The 16,226-nt window shown below is 58.1% G+C and carries 15 protein-coding genes; 8 read left to right on the top strand and 7 right to left on the bottom strand.

What is annotated here, in order from left to right; translation table 11 throughout:
- Nucleotides 1-115 precede the first annotated feature (115 nt).
- Nucleotides 116-724 carry a hypothetical protein gene (locus B1C80_RS23460; protein WP_077923663.1) on the bottom strand — a complete coding sequence of 203 codons (609 nt, stop codon included), beginning with the start codon at nt 722-724 and terminating at the stop codon, nt 116-118.
- A gap of 201 nt (nt 725-925) precedes the next feature.
- On the opposite strand from B1C80_RS23460, the gene B1C80_RS23455 reads away from it, so the two are divergent.
- From B1C80_RS23455 to B1C80_RS23445, 3 genes are all read left to right on the top strand, one after another.
- The gene (locus tag B1C80_RS23455) at nt 926-2,185 is read left to right on the top strand and encodes a hypothetical protein (protein ID WP_369822735.1); all 1,260 of its coding nucleotides are present in this window, start codon (nt 926-928) and stop codon (nt 2,183-2,185) included.
- A 34-nt stretch (nt 2,186-2,219) separates the two neighbouring features.
- Nucleotides 2,220-3,902: a hypothetical protein gene (locus B1C80_RS23450; RefSeq protein ID WP_077923662.1), complete on the top strand. Its 1,683-nt coding sequence runs from the start codon at nt 2,220-2,222 to the stop codon at nt 3,900-3,902.
- 63 nt (nt 3,903-3,965) lie between these two features.
- Entirely contained in the window at nt 3,966-4,934 is a 969-nt protein-coding gene (locus B1C80_RS23445; protein ID WP_077923661.1) for a sugar phosphate isomerase/epimerase, read from the top strand.
- A gap of 93 nt (nt 4,935-5,027) precedes the next feature.
- On the opposite strand, the gene B1C80_RS23440 is transcribed toward B1C80_RS23445, so the two are convergent.
- From B1C80_RS23440 to B1C80_RS23425, 4 genes are all read right to left on the bottom strand, one after another.
- Nucleotides 5,028-6,743: a GMC oxidoreductase gene (locus B1C80_RS23440; RefSeq protein WP_077923660.1), complete on the bottom strand. Its 1,716-nt coding sequence runs from the start codon at nt 6,741-6,743 to the stop codon at nt 5,028-5,030.
- 15 nt (nt 6,744-6,758) lie between these two features.
- A complete protein-coding gene (locus B1C80_RS23435; RefSeq protein WP_236648904.1) occupies nt 6,759-7,301 on the bottom strand; it encodes a gluconate 2-dehydrogenase subunit 3 family protein in 543 nt (180 codons plus the stop codon).
- 84 nt (nt 7,302-7,385) lie between these two features.
- The gene (locus B1C80_RS23430) at nt 7,386-8,528 is read right to left on the bottom strand and encodes an App1 family protein (protein ID WP_077923659.1); all 1,143 of its coding nucleotides are present in this window, start codon (nt 8,526-8,528) and stop codon (nt 7,386-7,388) included.
- A 1-nt stretch (nt 8,529) separates the two neighbouring features.
- Nucleotides 8,530-9,117 (bottom strand): TIGR04282 family arsenosugar biosynthesis glycosyltransferase, encoded by a 588-nt coding sequence (locus tag B1C80_RS23425; protein ID WP_077923658.1) that lies wholly within the window; start codon nt 9,115-9,117, stop codon nt 8,530-8,532.
- A gap of 146 nt (nt 9,118-9,263) precedes the next feature.
- Here B1C80_RS23425 and B1C80_RS23420 point away from each other — a divergent pair, with 146 nt between their 5' ends.
- The 5 genes from B1C80_RS23420 to B1C80_RS23400 all read left to right on the top strand — a co-directional run bounded on the left by B1C80_RS23420 (nt 9,264) and on the right by B1C80_RS23400 (nt 12,975).
- Nucleotides 9,264-9,662, top strand: a complete 399-nt coding sequence (locus B1C80_RS23420) for a Rid family detoxifying hydrolase (RefSeq protein ID WP_077923657.1) — start codon at nt 9,264-9,266, stop codon at nt 9,660-9,662.
- 90 nt (nt 9,663-9,752) lie between these two features.
- Nucleotides 9,753-11,285 (top strand): glutamate--tRNA ligase, encoded by a 1,533-nt coding sequence (gene gltX, locus B1C80_RS23415; protein WP_170315668.1) that lies wholly within the window; start codon nt 9,753-9,755, stop codon nt 11,283-11,285.
- A gap of 81 nt (nt 11,286-11,366) precedes the next feature.
- Nucleotides 11,367-11,660 (top strand): hypothetical protein, encoded by a 294-nt coding sequence (locus B1C80_RS23410; protein WP_077923656.1) that lies wholly within the window; start codon nt 11,367-11,369, stop codon nt 11,658-11,660.
- Nucleotides 11,661-11,828: 168 nt separating this feature from the next.
- Entirely contained in the window at nt 11,829-12,605 is a 777-nt protein-coding gene (locus B1C80_RS23405; RefSeq protein ID WP_077923655.1) for a TIGR00266 family protein, read from the top strand.
- Nucleotides 12,606-12,684: 79 nt separating this feature from the next.
- Nucleotides 12,685-12,975, top strand: coding sequence for a hypothetical protein (locus B1C80_RS23400; protein ID WP_077923654.1), 291 nt, complete (start codon nt 12,685-12,687; stop codon nt 12,973-12,975).
- Nucleotides 12,976-13,548: 573 nt separating this feature from the next.
- Here the strand turns inward: B1C80_RS23400 and B1C80_RS23395 are convergent.
- Together B1C80_RS23395 and B1C80_RS23390 are read right to left on the bottom strand one after the other, a co-directional pair.
- A complete protein-coding gene (locus tag B1C80_RS23395; RefSeq protein WP_077923653.1) occupies nt 13,549-14,655 on the bottom strand; it encodes a mechanosensitive ion channel family protein in 1,107 nt (368 codons plus the stop codon).
- 117 nt (nt 14,656-14,772) lie between these two features.
- Nucleotides 14,773-16,224 (bottom strand): DUF1501 domain-containing protein, encoded by a 1,452-nt coding sequence (locus B1C80_RS23390; RefSeq protein WP_077923652.1) that lies wholly within the window; start codon nt 16,222-16,224, stop codon nt 14,773-14,775.
- Nucleotides 16,225-16,226: the final 2 nt, after the last annotated feature.

The following is a 16,226-nucleotide window of genomic DNA, read 5'->3' as shown; positions in this document are numbered from 1 at the left end:
TGTAAACAAACTGTCTTAGCTCCGATTGAACAATTTTTCTGCTGACGCATGGGTGGTCCGTGTCCCCACGGACCACGGTGGGGGGGATACCACACCAGCACCACCGGCAAACCCGTTAATCTTCGATCTTGACCCGGATCTTGTGGGGGGCGGGGAAACTACCGCCGAAATACAGGCCGGTTTTGTAGCCGAAGGTTTTGTTGTGCGTAAACGGAATGGTTTGTCCGCCCAGCACCTGGTACACCTTCCGGTCGTAGTCGATTTTGATCGTCATCCGGGTGGGCACATTGATACCCGTTTCGGCCACTTTGAAGTCGGTGCGCTTCCCGTCGACATAGGCGTAGGCGCCCAGGTCGATACGGCCCCGCTGCGGATTCCAGCGCCAGCCAACCCGTATGCCATCGACCTGGTGGGGCGGCACACCCGTCGTTACATCCTGATTTTTGGAGCCAACGAATCCCATGCCGATGACCTTGTTCCAGTCCTGGGCGTCGACCGCGCCAATGTCGTAGATGCAGGAGCTATCGAAAGTAACCGTAGCCGTCAGCTCGCCGGGCGCAATGACGATGCCGACTTTACGCTTGGGCATCGGTTCATGGTCGCCCCGCTCAATGGTGACCCAGTCCGGCTCCGATGACAGAAAATCGGGGACACAGGCACTGAGCAACCCGCTGGTCAGCAGTAACGCGATAAACAAACGACCTGATTTTAAGAGTAAACACATGGTGGCGGGTATTGACTGATTTCTCTACGAATAACGTAGTAAATCCGCACATCTATTGTCCCATTCCCTCGAAAGCCTGCGGTTTACCTTCACAAGTCTACCATTCAGCTACTTATCCTGTCATTTCATCCGGGAAGCGCATTGCTTCAGGCAACGTTTTCGTAATTTTCAGCATCTACTGGTCAAACTATACTAAAGCTAATGCAATCGGCTATTCCTTCTTCCAATCAACCGCTGCTGGGTACCCGGTCGGCCGTCTGGCCCGTGAGCCGTACGGGCAATTCCATTCCGGTGTATGTATACGCGGTCGTCTTTTCATCGCTCTGCGTCGTAGTAGGGCTGCTCTGGGACATCATGTGGCACATCAGCATTGGCCGCGACGGACTGTTTGCGCCACCCCACGTGGTTATCTACGTCGGTGCCGTGGTGTCCGGTTTGTTTTCGGCCTATCAGATTCTGAACCTGACGCTGACCCGGAACCATCCGGACCGGATTAAGTCGGTGCGGTTCTGGGGTGTTTTCTACGCGCCACTCGGAGCGATGTTCTGTGTATGGGGGGCGCTGGCTATGCTGACGTCGGCACCCTTCGACGACTGGTGGCACAACACCTACGGCCTCGATGTCCAGATTCTGACCCCTCCGCATACGATTCTGGCCATTGGCATCATGACCGTACAGTTCGGCGCTATGGTTGGCGTGCTAACCTTGCAGAACCAGTACCGGACAACCAGTTCGGCTCCATCGGCTAGTTTACCGACCGACAGCCGGGCTACGCGGCTGAAGTGGCTGTTCGCGATCAGTGCCGGGCTGTTGCTGGCCATGCTGTTCACGCTGGCTTCCGAATCGATGGGCATGCAGGAGTCGCATAACTCGGTTTATTACGCCACAGCGGCCATTGTGCTGCCATTTTACCTACTGGCCGTGGGGCGGGCGTCGATGTTGCGCTGGCCGCTTACCACCATTGCCGGTATCTATATGCTGGCGCTGGTGGTGCCGAGCTGGGTGATTCAGAACTTCCCGGCTACGCCCCGGCTGGGTCCGGTCCTGAACCCCATTACCCATTATCAGCCGTTTCACTTTCCGATGCTGCTGGTCATACCCGCCCTGGCCGTCGACTGGCTCATGCGCCGGTTCGAGCGGACCGACGGTGTTCGAAAACCCAACGACTGGCTGTTATCGGTCATTTACGGCGTTACCTTGCTGGTTGTCGTCCTGCTCGTTCAGTGGCCTTTCGGGGAGTTTCTGCTGACATCGCCCCTGGCCCGGAATGGCTTCTTCCTGTCTTACTCCTGGTCGTACGACAACCCGGCGGACTGGCAATACCGGTTTGCGTTCGGCCCCTGGTACAAGCAGTCGGCGGCCGAGTTTGCGCTGGGTTTTGGCAAAGCGCTACTCTATGCCATTCTCTCGGCCCGGATTGGCCTGCTGTGGGGTAACTGGATGAAACAAGTGGTTCGATAAGCTAAAGGCGTATTCTGTACGGATGAAACAACGAATGAGTACATCAAAAAACAGGGCGTTACCAGGCCTGCTAACCGGGTTACTGGTGCTCCTGCACGCGCTTATACTGGCCCCGGCGGCATCGGCCCACGTGGGCAGCTCGGGGGTTATTGTTCAGAAACAGGTTGGTGCATATCGGCTCCTGGTCAGCGTTCAGCCGCCCGATGTCGTACCCGGAACGGCTAAGGTTACCGTTTATGTAGAGCAGGGTCGCGTAGCGCAGATCGGCGCCCGCCCCGTCTATTTCCGCTCGGGCGATGAAGGCGCGCCCACGCACGATATCCTGACCCGGGTCGAAAACGGCCGGTATGAAGGTGATCTGTGGCTGATGGATTCGGGGTCGTCGAGCGTTGAGCTGGAGCTGAACGGTCCCGACGGCAAACAAACCGTTGTTGTACCCGTGATGTCGGTAGCCACCGCCGTGCGCGACATGCCCGAAGGCACCGGTATCGGTCTGGCGCTGATGGGGCTGCTGCTGGTCGTGATGATGATTACCATCATTGGTGCCAGCAATGCCGACGGCATTACGAAACCGGACCAGGCGGCTTCGGCCGGGCTGGGCCGCCGTAGACTGGTGGGTATGGGCGCTGGCGCTTTGGTACTGGCCCTGCTGCTGACCGGCTGGCGAAGCTGGTGGACCAGCGAAGCCGAGGTCTACAAGGACCAGCAGCTTTACCGGCCAACGTCCATTCTGACCAGCGTTGCCCCCGCCAACGGTACCCAACGGTTATCGATCCGCATCGACACGACCGGCTTTGGCCAGAACTGGCAGAAAAAACGGCTGCTGAGTTACGTACTGCCCGACCATGGCAAGCTGATGCACACCTTTCTGGTCCGGATGCCGGGGCTCGACGCCTTTGCCCACCTCCATCCCAGCCGGCGCGACTCGCTGACCTACGAAGCCAGCATACCCGCGCTCCCGGCCGGGCGGTATCTGCTCTATTCCGACATCGTGTTCCGATCGGGCTTCACCGAAACCCTGACAGATACCATCGATATTGCCGGATCGGCACCAACCGCTTCGGCCCCGGCACCGTCTGATCCGGACGATAGCTGGCTCGTGGCAAACCCGATGGGTATCAAGGCCGGGGCCGAGGGAGTACCGCACCTCGATAACAACATGGTGGTGTGTGGCAAGCCCGGCGCCAGTATGAAGCTGACCGATGGCTCGTCGATGATCTGGATGGATAAGCCGCAGTCGGTGCTGGACGCCGGTAAGCTCTACACCCTGAAGTTTGCCGTAGCCGACGCCCAGGGTAAGGCCGTAGCCCTGGAGCCGTATCTGGGCATGAGCGGGCACGCAGCCATTCTGCGCTCCGACGGTACGGTCTACATCCACCTGCACCCGGTCGGCACCTACTCCATGGCCGCCGAGGGCTCGTTTGTGGGTCGCCTGGCCGATACCGCCCGCACGTTCCGCTACCCCGACGCCAACCAGTTCCGCGACAGCATCGACCGCTACGTGGCCCGGCTCAATACGCTTCCCGATGCCGAGAAAAATAAGCTGCTCATGGCCGGTATGCCAGCTATGGACCACAAAATGGCCGTCAATAACATGGTCGAGTTTCCGTACGCCTTTCCGCGGGCCGGGCATTATCGCATTTGGGTGCAGGTCAAACGCAACGGGCAGGTCCTGACGGGAGTGTTCGACACAGAAGTAAAAGAACCGCTTCTGTAGCTTTGTTTCAGGGTTTGGCGCAGGGTTTCCCGGCCAACCCCTGAAACAACCGACTCACTCATCATGTCTCTGACCCGTCGTCAAACGATTACTGCCCTGGCCGCTTCGGCAGGGGCCTCGCTTCTTCCCAAACCGGTCCGGTCGGCGCCCGAGCTGACCCGGACCGCGGATGCTTCACCGGCCAGCCCGGCCCCGGCGGCCCCGTTTACGCTCTGTCTGAACATGAGCACCATCCGGGGCCATAAGCTGGGGTTTGTGAAAGAACTGGAAACGGCCTCAAAAGCTGGCTTCCGATCGGTGGAGATCTGGATGGACACCTACCAGGACTACCTCAAAAGCCACTCCCCCGCCGACGCCCGGAAACTCCTGAGCGACCTCGGCATAACCGTCGAGAATACGATTGGCTTCGCGCCCTGGCTCGTTGACGACGCCAGTGCCCGCGCCAAAGGCCTCGACCAGCTCAAGCGCGAAATGGAGCTGCTGGCTCAGATCGGGTGTAAACGCACCGCTGCGCCCTCCATTGGTGTACAGGCCCCCGACGCCCCACTGGTCGATCTGCGCCGGGCTGCCGAACGCTACCGGGCCATCCTCGACCTGGGCGACCAGACCGGCGTAGTGCCGCAGCTGGAGCTCTGGGGATTCTCCCGAAACCTGAACAAACTCAGCGAAGTCATGTACGTGGCCCTGGAAAGCGGCCATCCGTCGGCGCGGGTGCTGCTCGACATTTACCACCTCTACAAAGGCGGATCGGCACCGGCTGGCCTGCCATTTGTCGGGAAACCGGTTATCGAAGTCTTTCACGTCAACGATTACCCGGCCAACCTCAGCCGCGAAGCCATCACCGACGCCGACCGCGTTTTCCCCGGCGATGGCGTAGCACCCATCCGCGACACCCTGCGCGTGATCAAAGATCCGGCCCGCCCTATCGTACTGTCGCTGGAAGTGTTCAACAAAACCTACTACGCCCAGCCCGCCGATACCGTCGCCAAAACCGCGTTTCAGAAGATGAAAGCTATGGTAGCAGGCGTATAACCAGTTCGCAGCGGCCCTAACATACCAAAAGCCCCGACACCATACCATCGTGTCGGGGCTTTCGAAATTCATAATTCACGGTAAATACCATACCTACAAAGTCTGCCGCTTCATTTCTTTCACGGCATAGTCTACCGAGCGGGCCGACATGGCCATGTAGGTCAGCGACGGGTTCTGTGTAGAGGTAGAGGTCATGCTGGCGCCGTCGGTCACGAATACGTTTTTGACCGCGTGCATCTGGTTCCACTTGTTCAGGATCGATGTTTTCGGGTCTTTTCCCATTCGGGCACCGCCCATCTCGTGAATGTCCAGACCGGGATTTCGTTTGTCATCGCGGGTGCGGATGTTGGTGAAGCCGGCGGCCGTAAACATCTCGGTCATCTGCTCCAGGTAATCCTTCACCATTTTCTCGTCGTTATCGTCGTAAGCCACCGATATTTTCAGCTGCGGAATACCGAATGGGTCTTTCTGCGCGGAGTCGAGGGCTACGTAGTTGCTTTCTTTCGGGATAGTTTCGCCCATCATGTGGGAACCCACATACCAGCCGCCCAGCGTGGGGTTCAGCAGGCCTGACTTCAGGTCGGCACCGAGCCCGTCCTGATTGGTACGCGAGATTCGGCCGGCCGAGAAGCCAGCCGCGTAGCCACGCAGGAAGTCGGTTTCCTGCTTCATGACGTTGCGGAAACGCGGAATATAGGGACTGTTCGGACGGCGCCCGTCGGTAGTCGAGTCCAGGAAGCCATCGTATTCACCTGATACGCCGGCCCGGTAGTTATGGAACGCTACGTACTTACCCAGCACGCCACTGTCGTTGCCCAGCCCGTTCGGGAAGCGGGCAGAGGTCGAGTTCAGCAGGATGAGGTTGGTATTCAGCGCGGCTGCGTTTATGAAGATAACGCGGGCATAAAACTCGGTCATCTGCTTCGTGTTGGCGTCGATAACGCGAACCCCGGTTGCTTTACCTTTCTTCTCGTCGTAGATGATCGAGTGAACGACCGAATGGGGCCGGAGGGTCATTTTGCCGGTTTTGGCGGCCCAGGGCAGGGTGCTGGAGTTACTGCTGAAATAGCCGCCAAACGGACAGCCACGCTCGCAGATGGTCCGGTGCTGACACTGCGCCCGGCCCTGTTGCAGGTGAATCGGCTTGGGCTGGGTGATATGAGCCGCCCGGCCCATGATCACCGGCCGACTGTTCTGGTAGCGCTTCGCCATTTGCTCGCTGAAGTGCTTTTCTACGCAGTTCCACTCGTGCGGGGGCAGAAACTCGCCATCGGGCAGTTGCGGCAGTCCGTCTTTGTTACCCGTAATACCGGCAAACTTTTCTACGTAGGTGTACCACGGAGCCAGATCGGCGTAGCGGATCGGCCAGTCAACGGCGAACCCGTCGCGGGCGGGTCCCTGAAAATCGAAATCGCTCCAGCGCTGGGTTTGCCGCGCCCACATCAGCGACTTGCCGCCCACCTGATAGCCCCGAATCCAGTCGAAGGGTTTCTCCTGCACGTACGGATGCTCGGCATCTTTGACAAAAAAGTGAGTCGACCCTTCGTAAAAGGCGTAGCACTTGCTGATAATCGGGTTCTGTTCTTTGATCTCGCGCGGCAGCTGGCCCCGGTGCTCAAACTCCCAGGGGTTCATCATCGTAGTCGGGTAATCCGTCACGTGCTGCACATCGCGGCCGCGTTCCAGTACTAGGGTCCGAAGTCCTTTACCCGTCAATTCTTTAGCCGCCCAGCCGCCACTGATTCCCGAACCAACCACAATGGCATCGTAGGTATTGGCTGCCTGCGCATCAATATTCAAATAAGACATACGTCGACAAGACTTTTATTTGGTTTGGGTAATTGCTTTGGCAGGCACCGGCACACAACCGTGGTAACGGCCCGGCACCATTTCGTACTTGGTCAGGTTGGTCATGACGTACTCCGAGCTGGTATATCCCCGGATGGTCAGCGCCTTTACCAGTTTGTAGAAATCGGTCTGGGTTTGCTCCGCCGACTGATTCAGGCGTTTCAGCACGTCGATCCGTTGGGGCGTATCACACTCGCCAAACGAACGGCTGTAGGTCTGCCGGGCCATAGCTTCCGTAGCGGCCAGACCCTGTTTCAGCGTCTCGGCGGCTTTGGGCTCGTAGCAGTCAGCTACTACTTTCTGCAGGAACGAATGAACGCCCAGGGCTTTGGCGCCCGGCGTATCGGTTTCGGGAATGATGGTATCCACAACGATGGCCAGTAGCTCATCCTGCGGAGCCGATAATAGACCGGAAGAGGACCCAATCGTAGTGGCATTCCAGCCGTTTGCCCAGGCTGGCAGGCTGATAAATCCGCCGACCGTTACGGCCAGTTGTTGAAGAGCTGCGCGTCTTTGCACGAGAAGTAAGTAGCGTTAAGCGTAAACGAAGCAATAAAGATAATCAACCCGTCTTATATACTTAACGCTACTTACTTACTATTCTTATCCCTCCGCATCGGCCCGGCGGTCGGCCCTGATTTCGGGGATTGTATCGGGGTCGATCAGCCCCAGCGAGGCCGCATGTTCGGCAGCCGCCACGGTATCCGACACGAGCAGCATCGGCACCTGGTGCGTCTGGGCAGTACGGATCAGCTCGCGCACGGAAGCGTCGCGGGTTTCGGGCGTAACGTCGCGGATGTAGATGGCCCGGATGCGGCCCGGATTGTCGCGAACGACCTGGGTATAAATTTCGGGGTCCTGCTGCCCACTGTCGCCAATGAGCACGAACGCCAGCTGGGGATTCACGTCCAGTACCTTCCGGATCATGGCCAGCTTATGGGTATGGTGACTCGACGAGGCCAGCAGGTTGGGATCGAGGCCCAGATCGCGTAGCAGAATCGGCCCTTTCGGAATGCCCTGTATCCGGAAAAAATCGATTAACAGATCGTAGAGATTCCAGGGGCTGCTCGATACATAATAGATCGGGTTGAACAGGGTCGTGACGGGGCCGCTCTGCAGCGCCCGGTAAAACGCGGCCACTCCGGCAAACGGAAGCCGGGTGTAGGCATTGCCCAGAAACGTAAGCCGTGCCGTTTGCAGAATACTCGTGGCGCCCGTAACCAGCACCGTATCGTCAATGTCGGAGATGACCCCAAACTGACTGAACGGGGGCGACACCATCAGATGCCCTTCTTTTACGACCGGCTCCCGGGTATCAGGCTGCACAATGTCATCGAGCGCGTACCGCACCGGAAACCAGACCCGGCCCGGGTAGGCCATTAGTAGATCGTCGGGTGGGTTGACCGTCACCTCAAAATAGCCTTCTTCGTCGGTCTGGGTGGTGTAGGCCTGCCCGAATGCTTCTACGCGGACGGTTACGCCCGGTACCTCGTCGCTCTCGAACCGCTGATAGGTAGCGACCAGATTCTCCCAGAACGTGTCATTATCGGACTGGGTAGACAGGTCGCGTTCGCGCAGTACGCGGCCTTTCAGGTACACGGCCGACGGACTCCCGAAGCCCCGGTAATACACGATTTTGTAGGGTTTACTGGCGTCGAGCCGTCCGAACAGGCGATTCTTCAACCGATCGAAGTGCAGCTCGGCATCGGCAGATGCACTCACTAAAAAGTCTTTCCACGTTGTCATGCTATGTACTGGATACCCGTTCGTAATCCGACCACTCATCGATGTCGGTTAGTTCTTCTAACCGCTCGAACGTCAGGTTGTTTTGCTGCAGGGCCAGTTCGGTAAGCTGCCGGAGTTCGGGCTGGCTCCAGGGCATATTTTCGAACAGAAACGGATGCAATGCATTCATACCCAGCAGATAATACCCCCCATCGGTAGCGGGCCCGATAACCACATCGGCTTCGTCGAGAGCCGAGAAGGCCTGCCGGAGATGGTCGGCGGTGATGGCCAGGCAGTCGCTGCCGATGATGACTACCTGCCTGGCGCCTTCGGCAAACTGCTCCCGAAAAGCGGCCAGCATGCGTTCGCCAAGGTCGTTACCGGCCTGTAGTCGTTTCTGGTAGCCGTTCCAGCCGTCGTTGCTGTTGATGAAGTCGCCGTAGTATACCACCCGCGGCCAGGGCAGCAGCCGCGTAATCTGCTGGGTATGCTGCAGCAGATGCCGGTATACCTGCACCGCCCGTTCGTTGCCAACGGTGCGGGCAATTCGCGTTTTAACCGTACCCGGAATCGGGTTTTTTACGAAGATGATAAGATGTCGGTCAGCCATACGGTGGTTTGTCGGACCGCCCTGGCGGTCGTAACTTTGCAAAAATAGTCGATGCTGGCGCGCCCGCACGATCGTCGGTAGCCCGTGCTGACAGTTCTGCCTTACCTGACGAGCCGCAATCGACTGTTAACCATCTACTAACAAGTATGACCAAGCAAATTGTTTATACCGATAAGGCCCCGGCACCCATCGGGCCCTATAGCCAGGCGATTCTCGTGAAGCCGGCAGCCGGGGGCGGAACCCTGTATGTATCAGGCCAGGTAGCCATTGAGCTGGCTCCGCTGGGCGACATCCGGGCCGAAACCCGGAAGGTAATGGAGAACATCGGGACTATTCTGCAGGCGGCCGGGCTCTCGTACAGTAACATCGTCAAAACGAGCATCTTCGTCAAAGACATGAACAACTTCACAGCGATCAACGAGGTGTACGGCGAGTTTTTCGCCGGTGATGCCGATTCGCCCTACCACCCCGCCCGCGAAACCGTTGAAGTGGCCCGCCTGCCCAAAGATGTAAACGTCGAAATCTCTGTCATTGCTGTTGACTAACTAGAGGATATATCCAACGAGCCGAATCAGGCTGGCCTTGCGGCTGGTTCCGGTTGTCTGGCTGTTATGTCTTCCTCCCCACTATATATCATGTCAAAACCTGTTCGCGTACGGTTTGCACCCAGCCCTACTGGCCCGCTGCACATTGGTGGGGTGCGTACCGCACTCTATAATTATTTATTTGCCCGCAAGATGGGGGGCCAGATGCTGCTCCGCATTGAAGATACCGACCAGAATCGGTTCGTGCCGGGTGCGGAACAATACATTCTCGATGCCCTGGCCTGGGCAGGTATCCAGATCGACGAAGGCCAGGGCGTTGGCGGGCCACACGCGCCCTACCGCCAGTCAGAACGGCGCGACCTATACCAGCAGGAGGCCCGGCGGCTGGTCGACGAGGGCAAAGCCTACTATGCCTTCGACACGGCCGACGAGCTGGATGCCATGCGCCAGCGGCTCGAAGCCGCCAACGCACCCGCGGCCCAGTACAACGCCATTACGCGGATGCAGATGCGTAACTCGCTTACTCTGAAGGCCGACGAGGTTCGCGCCCGCATCGACGCTGGCGAGCCGCACGTGATCCGGCTCAAGACCCCCCGCAAGGAAGAAGTGCGGCTCAACGACCTGATCCGGGGCTGGGTCAATGTCCACTCGTCGGCTATCGATGATAAGGTGCTGCTGAAGTCAGATGGTCTGCCTACCTACCACCTGGCCAACATCGTCGATGATCACCTGATGGGCATCACCCATGTGATCCGGGGCGAAGAGTGGCTGCCGTCGGCTCCGCTGCACGTGCTGCTGTACCGGTACCTGGGCTGGGAAGATACCATGCCGCAGTTTGCTCACCTGCCGCTGCTGCTCAAGCCCGAGGGCAACGGAAAACTCAGCAAGCGCGACGCCGACCTGGGTGGCTTCCCGATTTTCCCGCTGCAATGGACCGACCCCGTTACGGGACAGGTGGCGCGTGGGTTCCGGGAAGATGGCTACCTGCCCGAAGCGACTATCAACTTTCTGGCCCTGCTGGGCTGGAACCCTGGTACCGAGCAGGAGCTGTTCACGATGGATGAGCTGATTGCCAGTTTCGATCTGGCCCAGGTCCACAAAGCCGGTGCGCGCTTCGATATCCAGAAAGCGCAATGGTTTAATCACCAGTATATCCGGCTCCGCCCCGACGCCGAGCTGGCCCCCGCCGTTCAGCAGCAGGCCGAAGCCGCCGGATACGACTGTCCGCCCGAAAAAGCCGAGAAGATTGTGGCCCTGCTGAAAGGCCGTGTCAACTTCGCCCACGAAATCTACGGTGAAGCCGCCACGATCTTCAACGCGCCTGCTACCTACGACGAAGCCATCGTGGCCGCCAAATGGAACGACGATGCCATCCGGGCCGCTACGGCCTTCTATGACGCGCTGCTGACGTATGCGGGCCCGTTTGTGGCCGACGACATCAAGCATCTGCTGGCCGACACCATGACCCAGGCGGGTATCAAGCAGGGAAAAATCATGCAGGCCATGCGCGTAGCCCTGACCGGTTCAGGCGCCGGACCGGACCTGATGCTGACGATGGAGATCATCGGTAAAGACGAAACCGTTAGCCGGCTGAAGCAGGCCCTGCAAACGCTGGCGCGGTAGATTGCCTCACGGGGGTGAAGGTAAACTAACCCTCACCCCCTTTTTTCAGTTGTATACAAATTGGCAACGCATCACCCGGCTATGGCTAAGAAAAAACCCAACCCCGACGAAAACGAAAAACCCCGCGTTCATAAAGAACTGGAAGGGTTCGACATTCAGATCAACTCGTTCGGTGAAATCACGACGAGCTTCGATATTGATCGTATCAACCAGTTTCTGAACCGGACCGTCGACGATAAGAAGCTGCGGCACCGAACTGACCTCAACCTGAAGGGCGATCCGCAGGCCGACGATGCCGATGAGAAAACCAAAGACGATGACACCCTCTTCGACGAGTCGGATAACGACCTGCCCGACGACATCAATACCCGCTAGGCTACCTGACCAGGTCGTCGTATAGACGCATACTCAAAAAAGTCCGACTGGCGAAAATGCCCGGTTGGACTTTTTTTTGGCCGTTAGTCAGAAATATCACCGACCAAATGCGCAGCTTTCTGTAGTTTTCGTCCATAGATGACCGAGACCTGAAACTAATTAACGCACATGTACTCTCACGAAATCGACTACAAAATCATCGGCGAAGACATCCAGATCGTCGAAATCGAACTTGACCCGAACGAAACCGTCATTGCCGAAGCAGGCTCGATGCTGTATATGGAAGACGGCATCCAGTTCGAAACCAAAATGGGCGACGGCTCGCAGCCGGACCAGGGGCTTATGGGCAAGCTGTTTCAGGCCGGCTCGCGGTTGCTCACGGGGGAGTCGCTGTTCATGACGCACTTCACCAACCGGGGCAACGGCAAGCGGAAGGTAACCTTCGCGGCTCCTTATCCCGGCACGGTTATGCCGCTGAACCTGGCCAACATATTTGGCAATACCATTATCGTACAGAAAGACGCGTTTTTGTGTGCGGCCCTTGGCACCCGGCTTAGTATTCACCTCAACCAGAAACTGGGGGCCGGCTTCTTCGGGGGTGAGGGGTTCATTCTTCAGAAAGTACAGGGCGACGGGATGGCGTTCATCCACGCCGGTGGCGTCGTTATCGAGCGGACGCTGAATAACGAGCTGCTCCGCGTCGACACGGGCTGCGTAGTGGGTTTCGAGCCGAGCGTGAGCTTCGACATTCAGCGGTCGGGCGGGCTTAAAAGTATGATTTTTGGCGGTGAGGGCTTATTTTTGGCTACCCTGCGCGGCTCAGGCAAAGTCTGGATTCAGAGCATGCCGATCTCGAAACTGGTTCAGCGGTTATCGCCGGGTGGTGGACAGGCCAACAAGGAAAGCGGCTCAGTGCTAGGCCAGCTGGGCGGACTGCTGGATTGAACAAACTTTACGCAGATAATGTATACTGATCAACAGACGATGAGTTATTGTCACCTGATCAGTATACCTCAATAAAGCTATGGAAGTCATTTGCACGAACGATAAGTTTCCGGCACCGGTGCTGGCCTTTTATGCCGAGTTTGGCATACAGACCCCCAAGCAGGATCAACTCTACACGATCCGGCAGGTGAAGCGCCACACCACTGGCGACACGGGCGTCCTGCTGAACGAGATTCAGAACCCCGATGTACCGGTGAAACATCCGGTTATGGGTGAGGTCTGGTTTGAGCCTACCTTCAACATCAACCGCTTTGCTACGCTGCTCGGCCAGCCTGTGCGGCAGGAAGAACTCGAAGACGTAAACGCCTAATTACCGTTCTGACGGGTGTCGGGCGGGTAAGCTGTGTTCTGCAGCCTACCCGCCCGACTGCGTTTCGGACAAACCATAAGGACCAGGTCGTCGGATGTAGAGACGCGACCGCGACGGCGGCCCGGCCTTCGCGTCCCATACGCGACAGCAACAAAACCATCCGGACAAGAGACGAAACCATCCGGACAGGAGACGCAAAGGCCGGGCCGCCGGGCGGTTGCGTCTCTACGCTTCACCTCTCACCGTGGTACGTGTCCCCACGGACCACATACGCGACAGGAGACAAAACCATCCGGCCAGGAGACGCAAAGGCCGGGCCGCCGGGCGGTTGCGTCTCTACACCGTGGTCCGTGTCCCCACGGACCACATGCGCGACAGCAACAAAACTATCCGGACAAGAGACAAAACCATCCGGCCAGGAGACGCAAAGGCCGGGCCGCCGGGCGGTTGCGTCTCTACACCGTGGTCCGTGTCCCCACGGACCACATGCGCGACAGCAACAAAACCATCCGGACAGGAAACGCCAGCCATCCGGGCAGGAGACGCAAAGGGTTGCGTCTCTACGTGGCAGCGCTACGCTTTGGGCTTCAGCTCTTCGCTGAGCATCAGGCGGGTCTGGGGCAAACTCTGCGGGTATTCATCCCGGACAAACGCAATGAGCTGCTCGCGTAGGTAACAACGCAGGTCGAAAGCCGATGGCGCATCGCGGGCCGATACGAGCACCCGTACTACGATACAGGTTGGCTGGGTGTCCGTCACCTGAACGGCAAACGAATCGCCACTCCAGAGCGGGTTAGCCTCGGTCAGTTCGCGGGCTTTCTCCCGGATTCTGTCGACCGGTACGTTATAATCCAGGTAGAGAAAGACAGAGCCGGTGATAGACGCGTCGGAGCGGGTCCAGTTTTCGAAGGGTGTTTCAACGAAATAGGTGATGGGCAGAATGAGCCGACGACGGTCCCAGAGCCGTACAATAACGCTGGTCAGGTTAATTTCTTCAATGCGCCCCCACTCCTTTTCGACCACTACCGCATCGTCGAGCCGGATCTGCTGGTTGAAAGCGATCTGAACCCCGGCCAGCAAGTTGGCCAGCGTTTTCTGGGCCGCAAAACCAATCAGGACCGAAACCACCCCGGCCGACGTCAGCACACTCAGGCCCACTTTACGACTACCCTGGAAGGCGATCAGCAGCAGCGAGGTACCAATGATCACCACCCCAATGGCCAGTATCCGGCGGGCAAAGCGAACCTGCGTCACAAACTTGCGCTGCGACAGGTTCACATCCTGGGTGGTGTCATACTGCCGAATCAGAAACAGCTCCCCAAACTTGAGCAACTGCACCGCCAGCCACGTACTCGCCACCAGAAACAGCACCTCGGCCGACTTATCAGCCACGGGATGCCGACGCAGAAAACGCGCCGACTGAATATTGGTGGCCAGCAAAAAAAACAACGAGGGCACAAACACCCAGAACGCCCAGCGCACGTGCGTACGCAGCAGAAGCAGCGTCTTAAACGACCGGCGCCGGTTCACAAACCGAATTGTCTGCGTCACAACCAAATTGACCGCCAGCCCCAGCAGGACGGCCGAAACAAGCAGCACCCACCCCGACAAATCACGATTTGGCTGGTAGCCTGCCCACCGGATCAGGGCGCGGATCCACGTTTCAAGTTGTTGTAACATGGCGCAAAAATAACAAGACCTAAAAGGTTTCTCAGAACCTTTTAGGTCTATTAACTCGGTTTACGGATTACCGAGCGCGTTAATAAGCGCCGGATTGTGGCCATACGACCCTGTTTGTCAGGCCAGTAATGGCTTTACTACCTTACCATGTACATCGGTCAGGCGATACCGGCGCCCCTGGCTCTTGAACGTCAGTTTTTCGTGATCGACCCCCAGCAGATGCAATACGGTCGCCTGGAAATCGTGAACATGAACGGGCTGGTTGACCACGTTGTAGCCAAAATCGTCGGTTTGGCCGTAGACCATTCCTTTTTTCACACCGGCCCCGGCCATCCAGATCGAGAAAGCGCGCGGGTGGTGGTCGCGGCCGTAGTTGTCGCGGGTGAGTTTACCCTGCGAGTAGGCGCCCCGCCCGAACTCACCCCCCCAGATAACCAGCGTATCGTCGAGCAGGCCGCGTTGTTTGAGGTCCATAATGAGCGCGGCCGATGGCTGATCAACGCTTTTTGTCTGAATCTTGATGTCGTTGGGCAGGTTGCCGTGCTGATCCCAGCCCTGGTGATACAGCTGAACGAACTTAACGTCTTTCTCGATCAGCTTGCGGGCCAGCAGGCAGTTGGCAGCAAACGTTCCCGGCTTCCGGCTGTCGGGCCCGTACATGTCGAAGATATAGTCCGGTTCTTTCGAGATATCGAGCGTTTCGGGTACGGAGGTCTGCATCCGGTAGGCCATTTCGTACTGAGCCATCCGGTTGTTGATTTCGGGATCGAGCACGTGTTTGAACTGCTCCTGGTGCATCTTACCGAGGTAATCGAGTATCCGGCGCCGGCTGGTTTTGTCGATACCGGGCGGGTTATTGAGGTAATAGACCGGGTCAGGGCCCGACCGAAACACGACGCCCTGATGCACCGACGGCAAAAAGCCATTGCTCCAGAGTTTAGCATAGAGCGGCTGGTCACCGTCACGTCCTTTGCTGAGCAGCACCACAAACGCCGGCAGGTTCTGGTTGTCGGACCCCAGTCCGTAACTGATCCATGACCCAAAACTGGGCCGGCCGGCCTGCTGACTCCCCGTCTGGAAAAACGTAACGGCCGGGTCGTGGTTAATGGCCTCGGTATGCATCGACTTGATAAACGTCAGGTCTGACGCGATACGGGCCGTATGGGGCAGGAGTTCGCTGATGGTCATCTGCCCGGGGCCGTAGGTAGCAAATTTGTATTTCGACGCAGCCAGCGGAAACCGGCTCTGGCCAGCGGTCATCCCCGTCAGGCGCTGCCCTTTCCGAACCGACTCGGGCAGGTCCTGCCCCCACATGGCTTCGAGCCGCGGCTTGTAATCGAACAGTTCGAGCTGCGACGGCGCCCCACTCTGAAACAGGTAGATCACCCGCTTCACTTTGGGCGCAAAATGCGGCTTACCCACGGCCGGATTCTCGCCCGCTGACGTACCGCCGAACAGATTGGCCGGGTTCAGCAACGACGCCAGCGCAATGGTCCCTAACCCCGCGCTGCTCTGCCCCAAAAAGGTTCGGCGGCTCAGCTGATCATGCAATTGGTCCTGAATATCCATAG

Source organism: Spirosoma sp. 209 (genome assembly GCF_002006735.1).
GTDB classification, from domain to species: domain Bacteria; phylum Bacteroidota; class Bacteroidia; order Cytophagales; family Spirosomataceae; genus Spirosoma; species Spirosoma sordidisoli.
Note: the sequence above shows the minus strand (reverse complement) of the source record. Positions and strands in the feature narration are given on the sequence as shown.

Coding starts and splice junctions, on each gene's coding strand:
- B1C80_RS23410 (WP_077923656.1), top strand. CDS start 11,367: ATGGCTAAGAAAAAACCCAACCCCGACGAAAACGAAAAACCCCGCGTT.
- B1C80_RS23430 (WP_077923659.1), bottom strand. CDS start 8,528: ATGACAACGTGGAAAGACTTTTTAGTGAGTGCATCTGCCGATGCCGAG.
- B1C80_RS23440 (WP_077923660.1), bottom strand. CDS start 6,743: ATGTCTTATTTGAATATTGATGCGCAGGCAGCCAATACCTACGATGCC.
- B1C80_RS23390 (WP_077923652.1), bottom strand. CDS start 16,224: ATGGATATTCAGGACCAATTGCATGATCAGCTGAGCCGCCGAACCTTT.
- B1C80_RS23445 (WP_077923661.1), top strand. CDS start 3,966: ATGTCTCTGACCCGTCGTCAAACGATTACTGCCCTGGCCGCTTCGGCA.
- gltX (WP_170315668.1), top strand. CDS start 9,753: ATGTCAAAACCTGTTCGCGTACGGTTTGCACCCAGCCCTACTGGCCCG.
- B1C80_RS23395 (WP_077923653.1), bottom strand. CDS start 14,655: ATGTTACAACAACTTGAAACGTGGATCCGCGCCCTGATCCGGTGGGCA.
- B1C80_RS23425 (WP_077923658.1), bottom strand. CDS start 9,117: ATGGCTGACCGACATCTTATCATCTTCGTAAAAAACCCGATTCCGGGT.
- B1C80_RS23420 (WP_077923657.1), top strand. CDS start 9,264: ATGACCAAGCAAATTGTTTATACCGATAAGGCCCCGGCACCCATCGGG.
- B1C80_RS23400 (WP_077923654.1), top strand. CDS start 12,685: ATGGAAGTCATTTGCACGAACGATAAGTTTCCGGCACCGGTGCTGGCC.
- B1C80_RS23450 (WP_077923662.1), top strand. CDS start 2,220: ATGAGTACATCAAAAAACAGGGCGTTACCAGGCCTGCTAACCGGGTTA.
- B1C80_RS23460 (WP_077923663.1), bottom strand. CDS start 724: ATGTGTTTACTCTTAAAATCAGGTCGTTTGTTTATCGCGTTACTGCTG.
- B1C80_RS23405 (WP_077923655.1), top strand. CDS start 11,829: ATGTACTCTCACGAAATCGACTACAAAATCATCGGCGAAGACATCCAG.
- B1C80_RS23455 (WP_369822735.1), top strand. CDS start 926: ATGCAATCGGCTATTCCTTCTTCCAATCAACCGCTGCTGGGTACCCGG.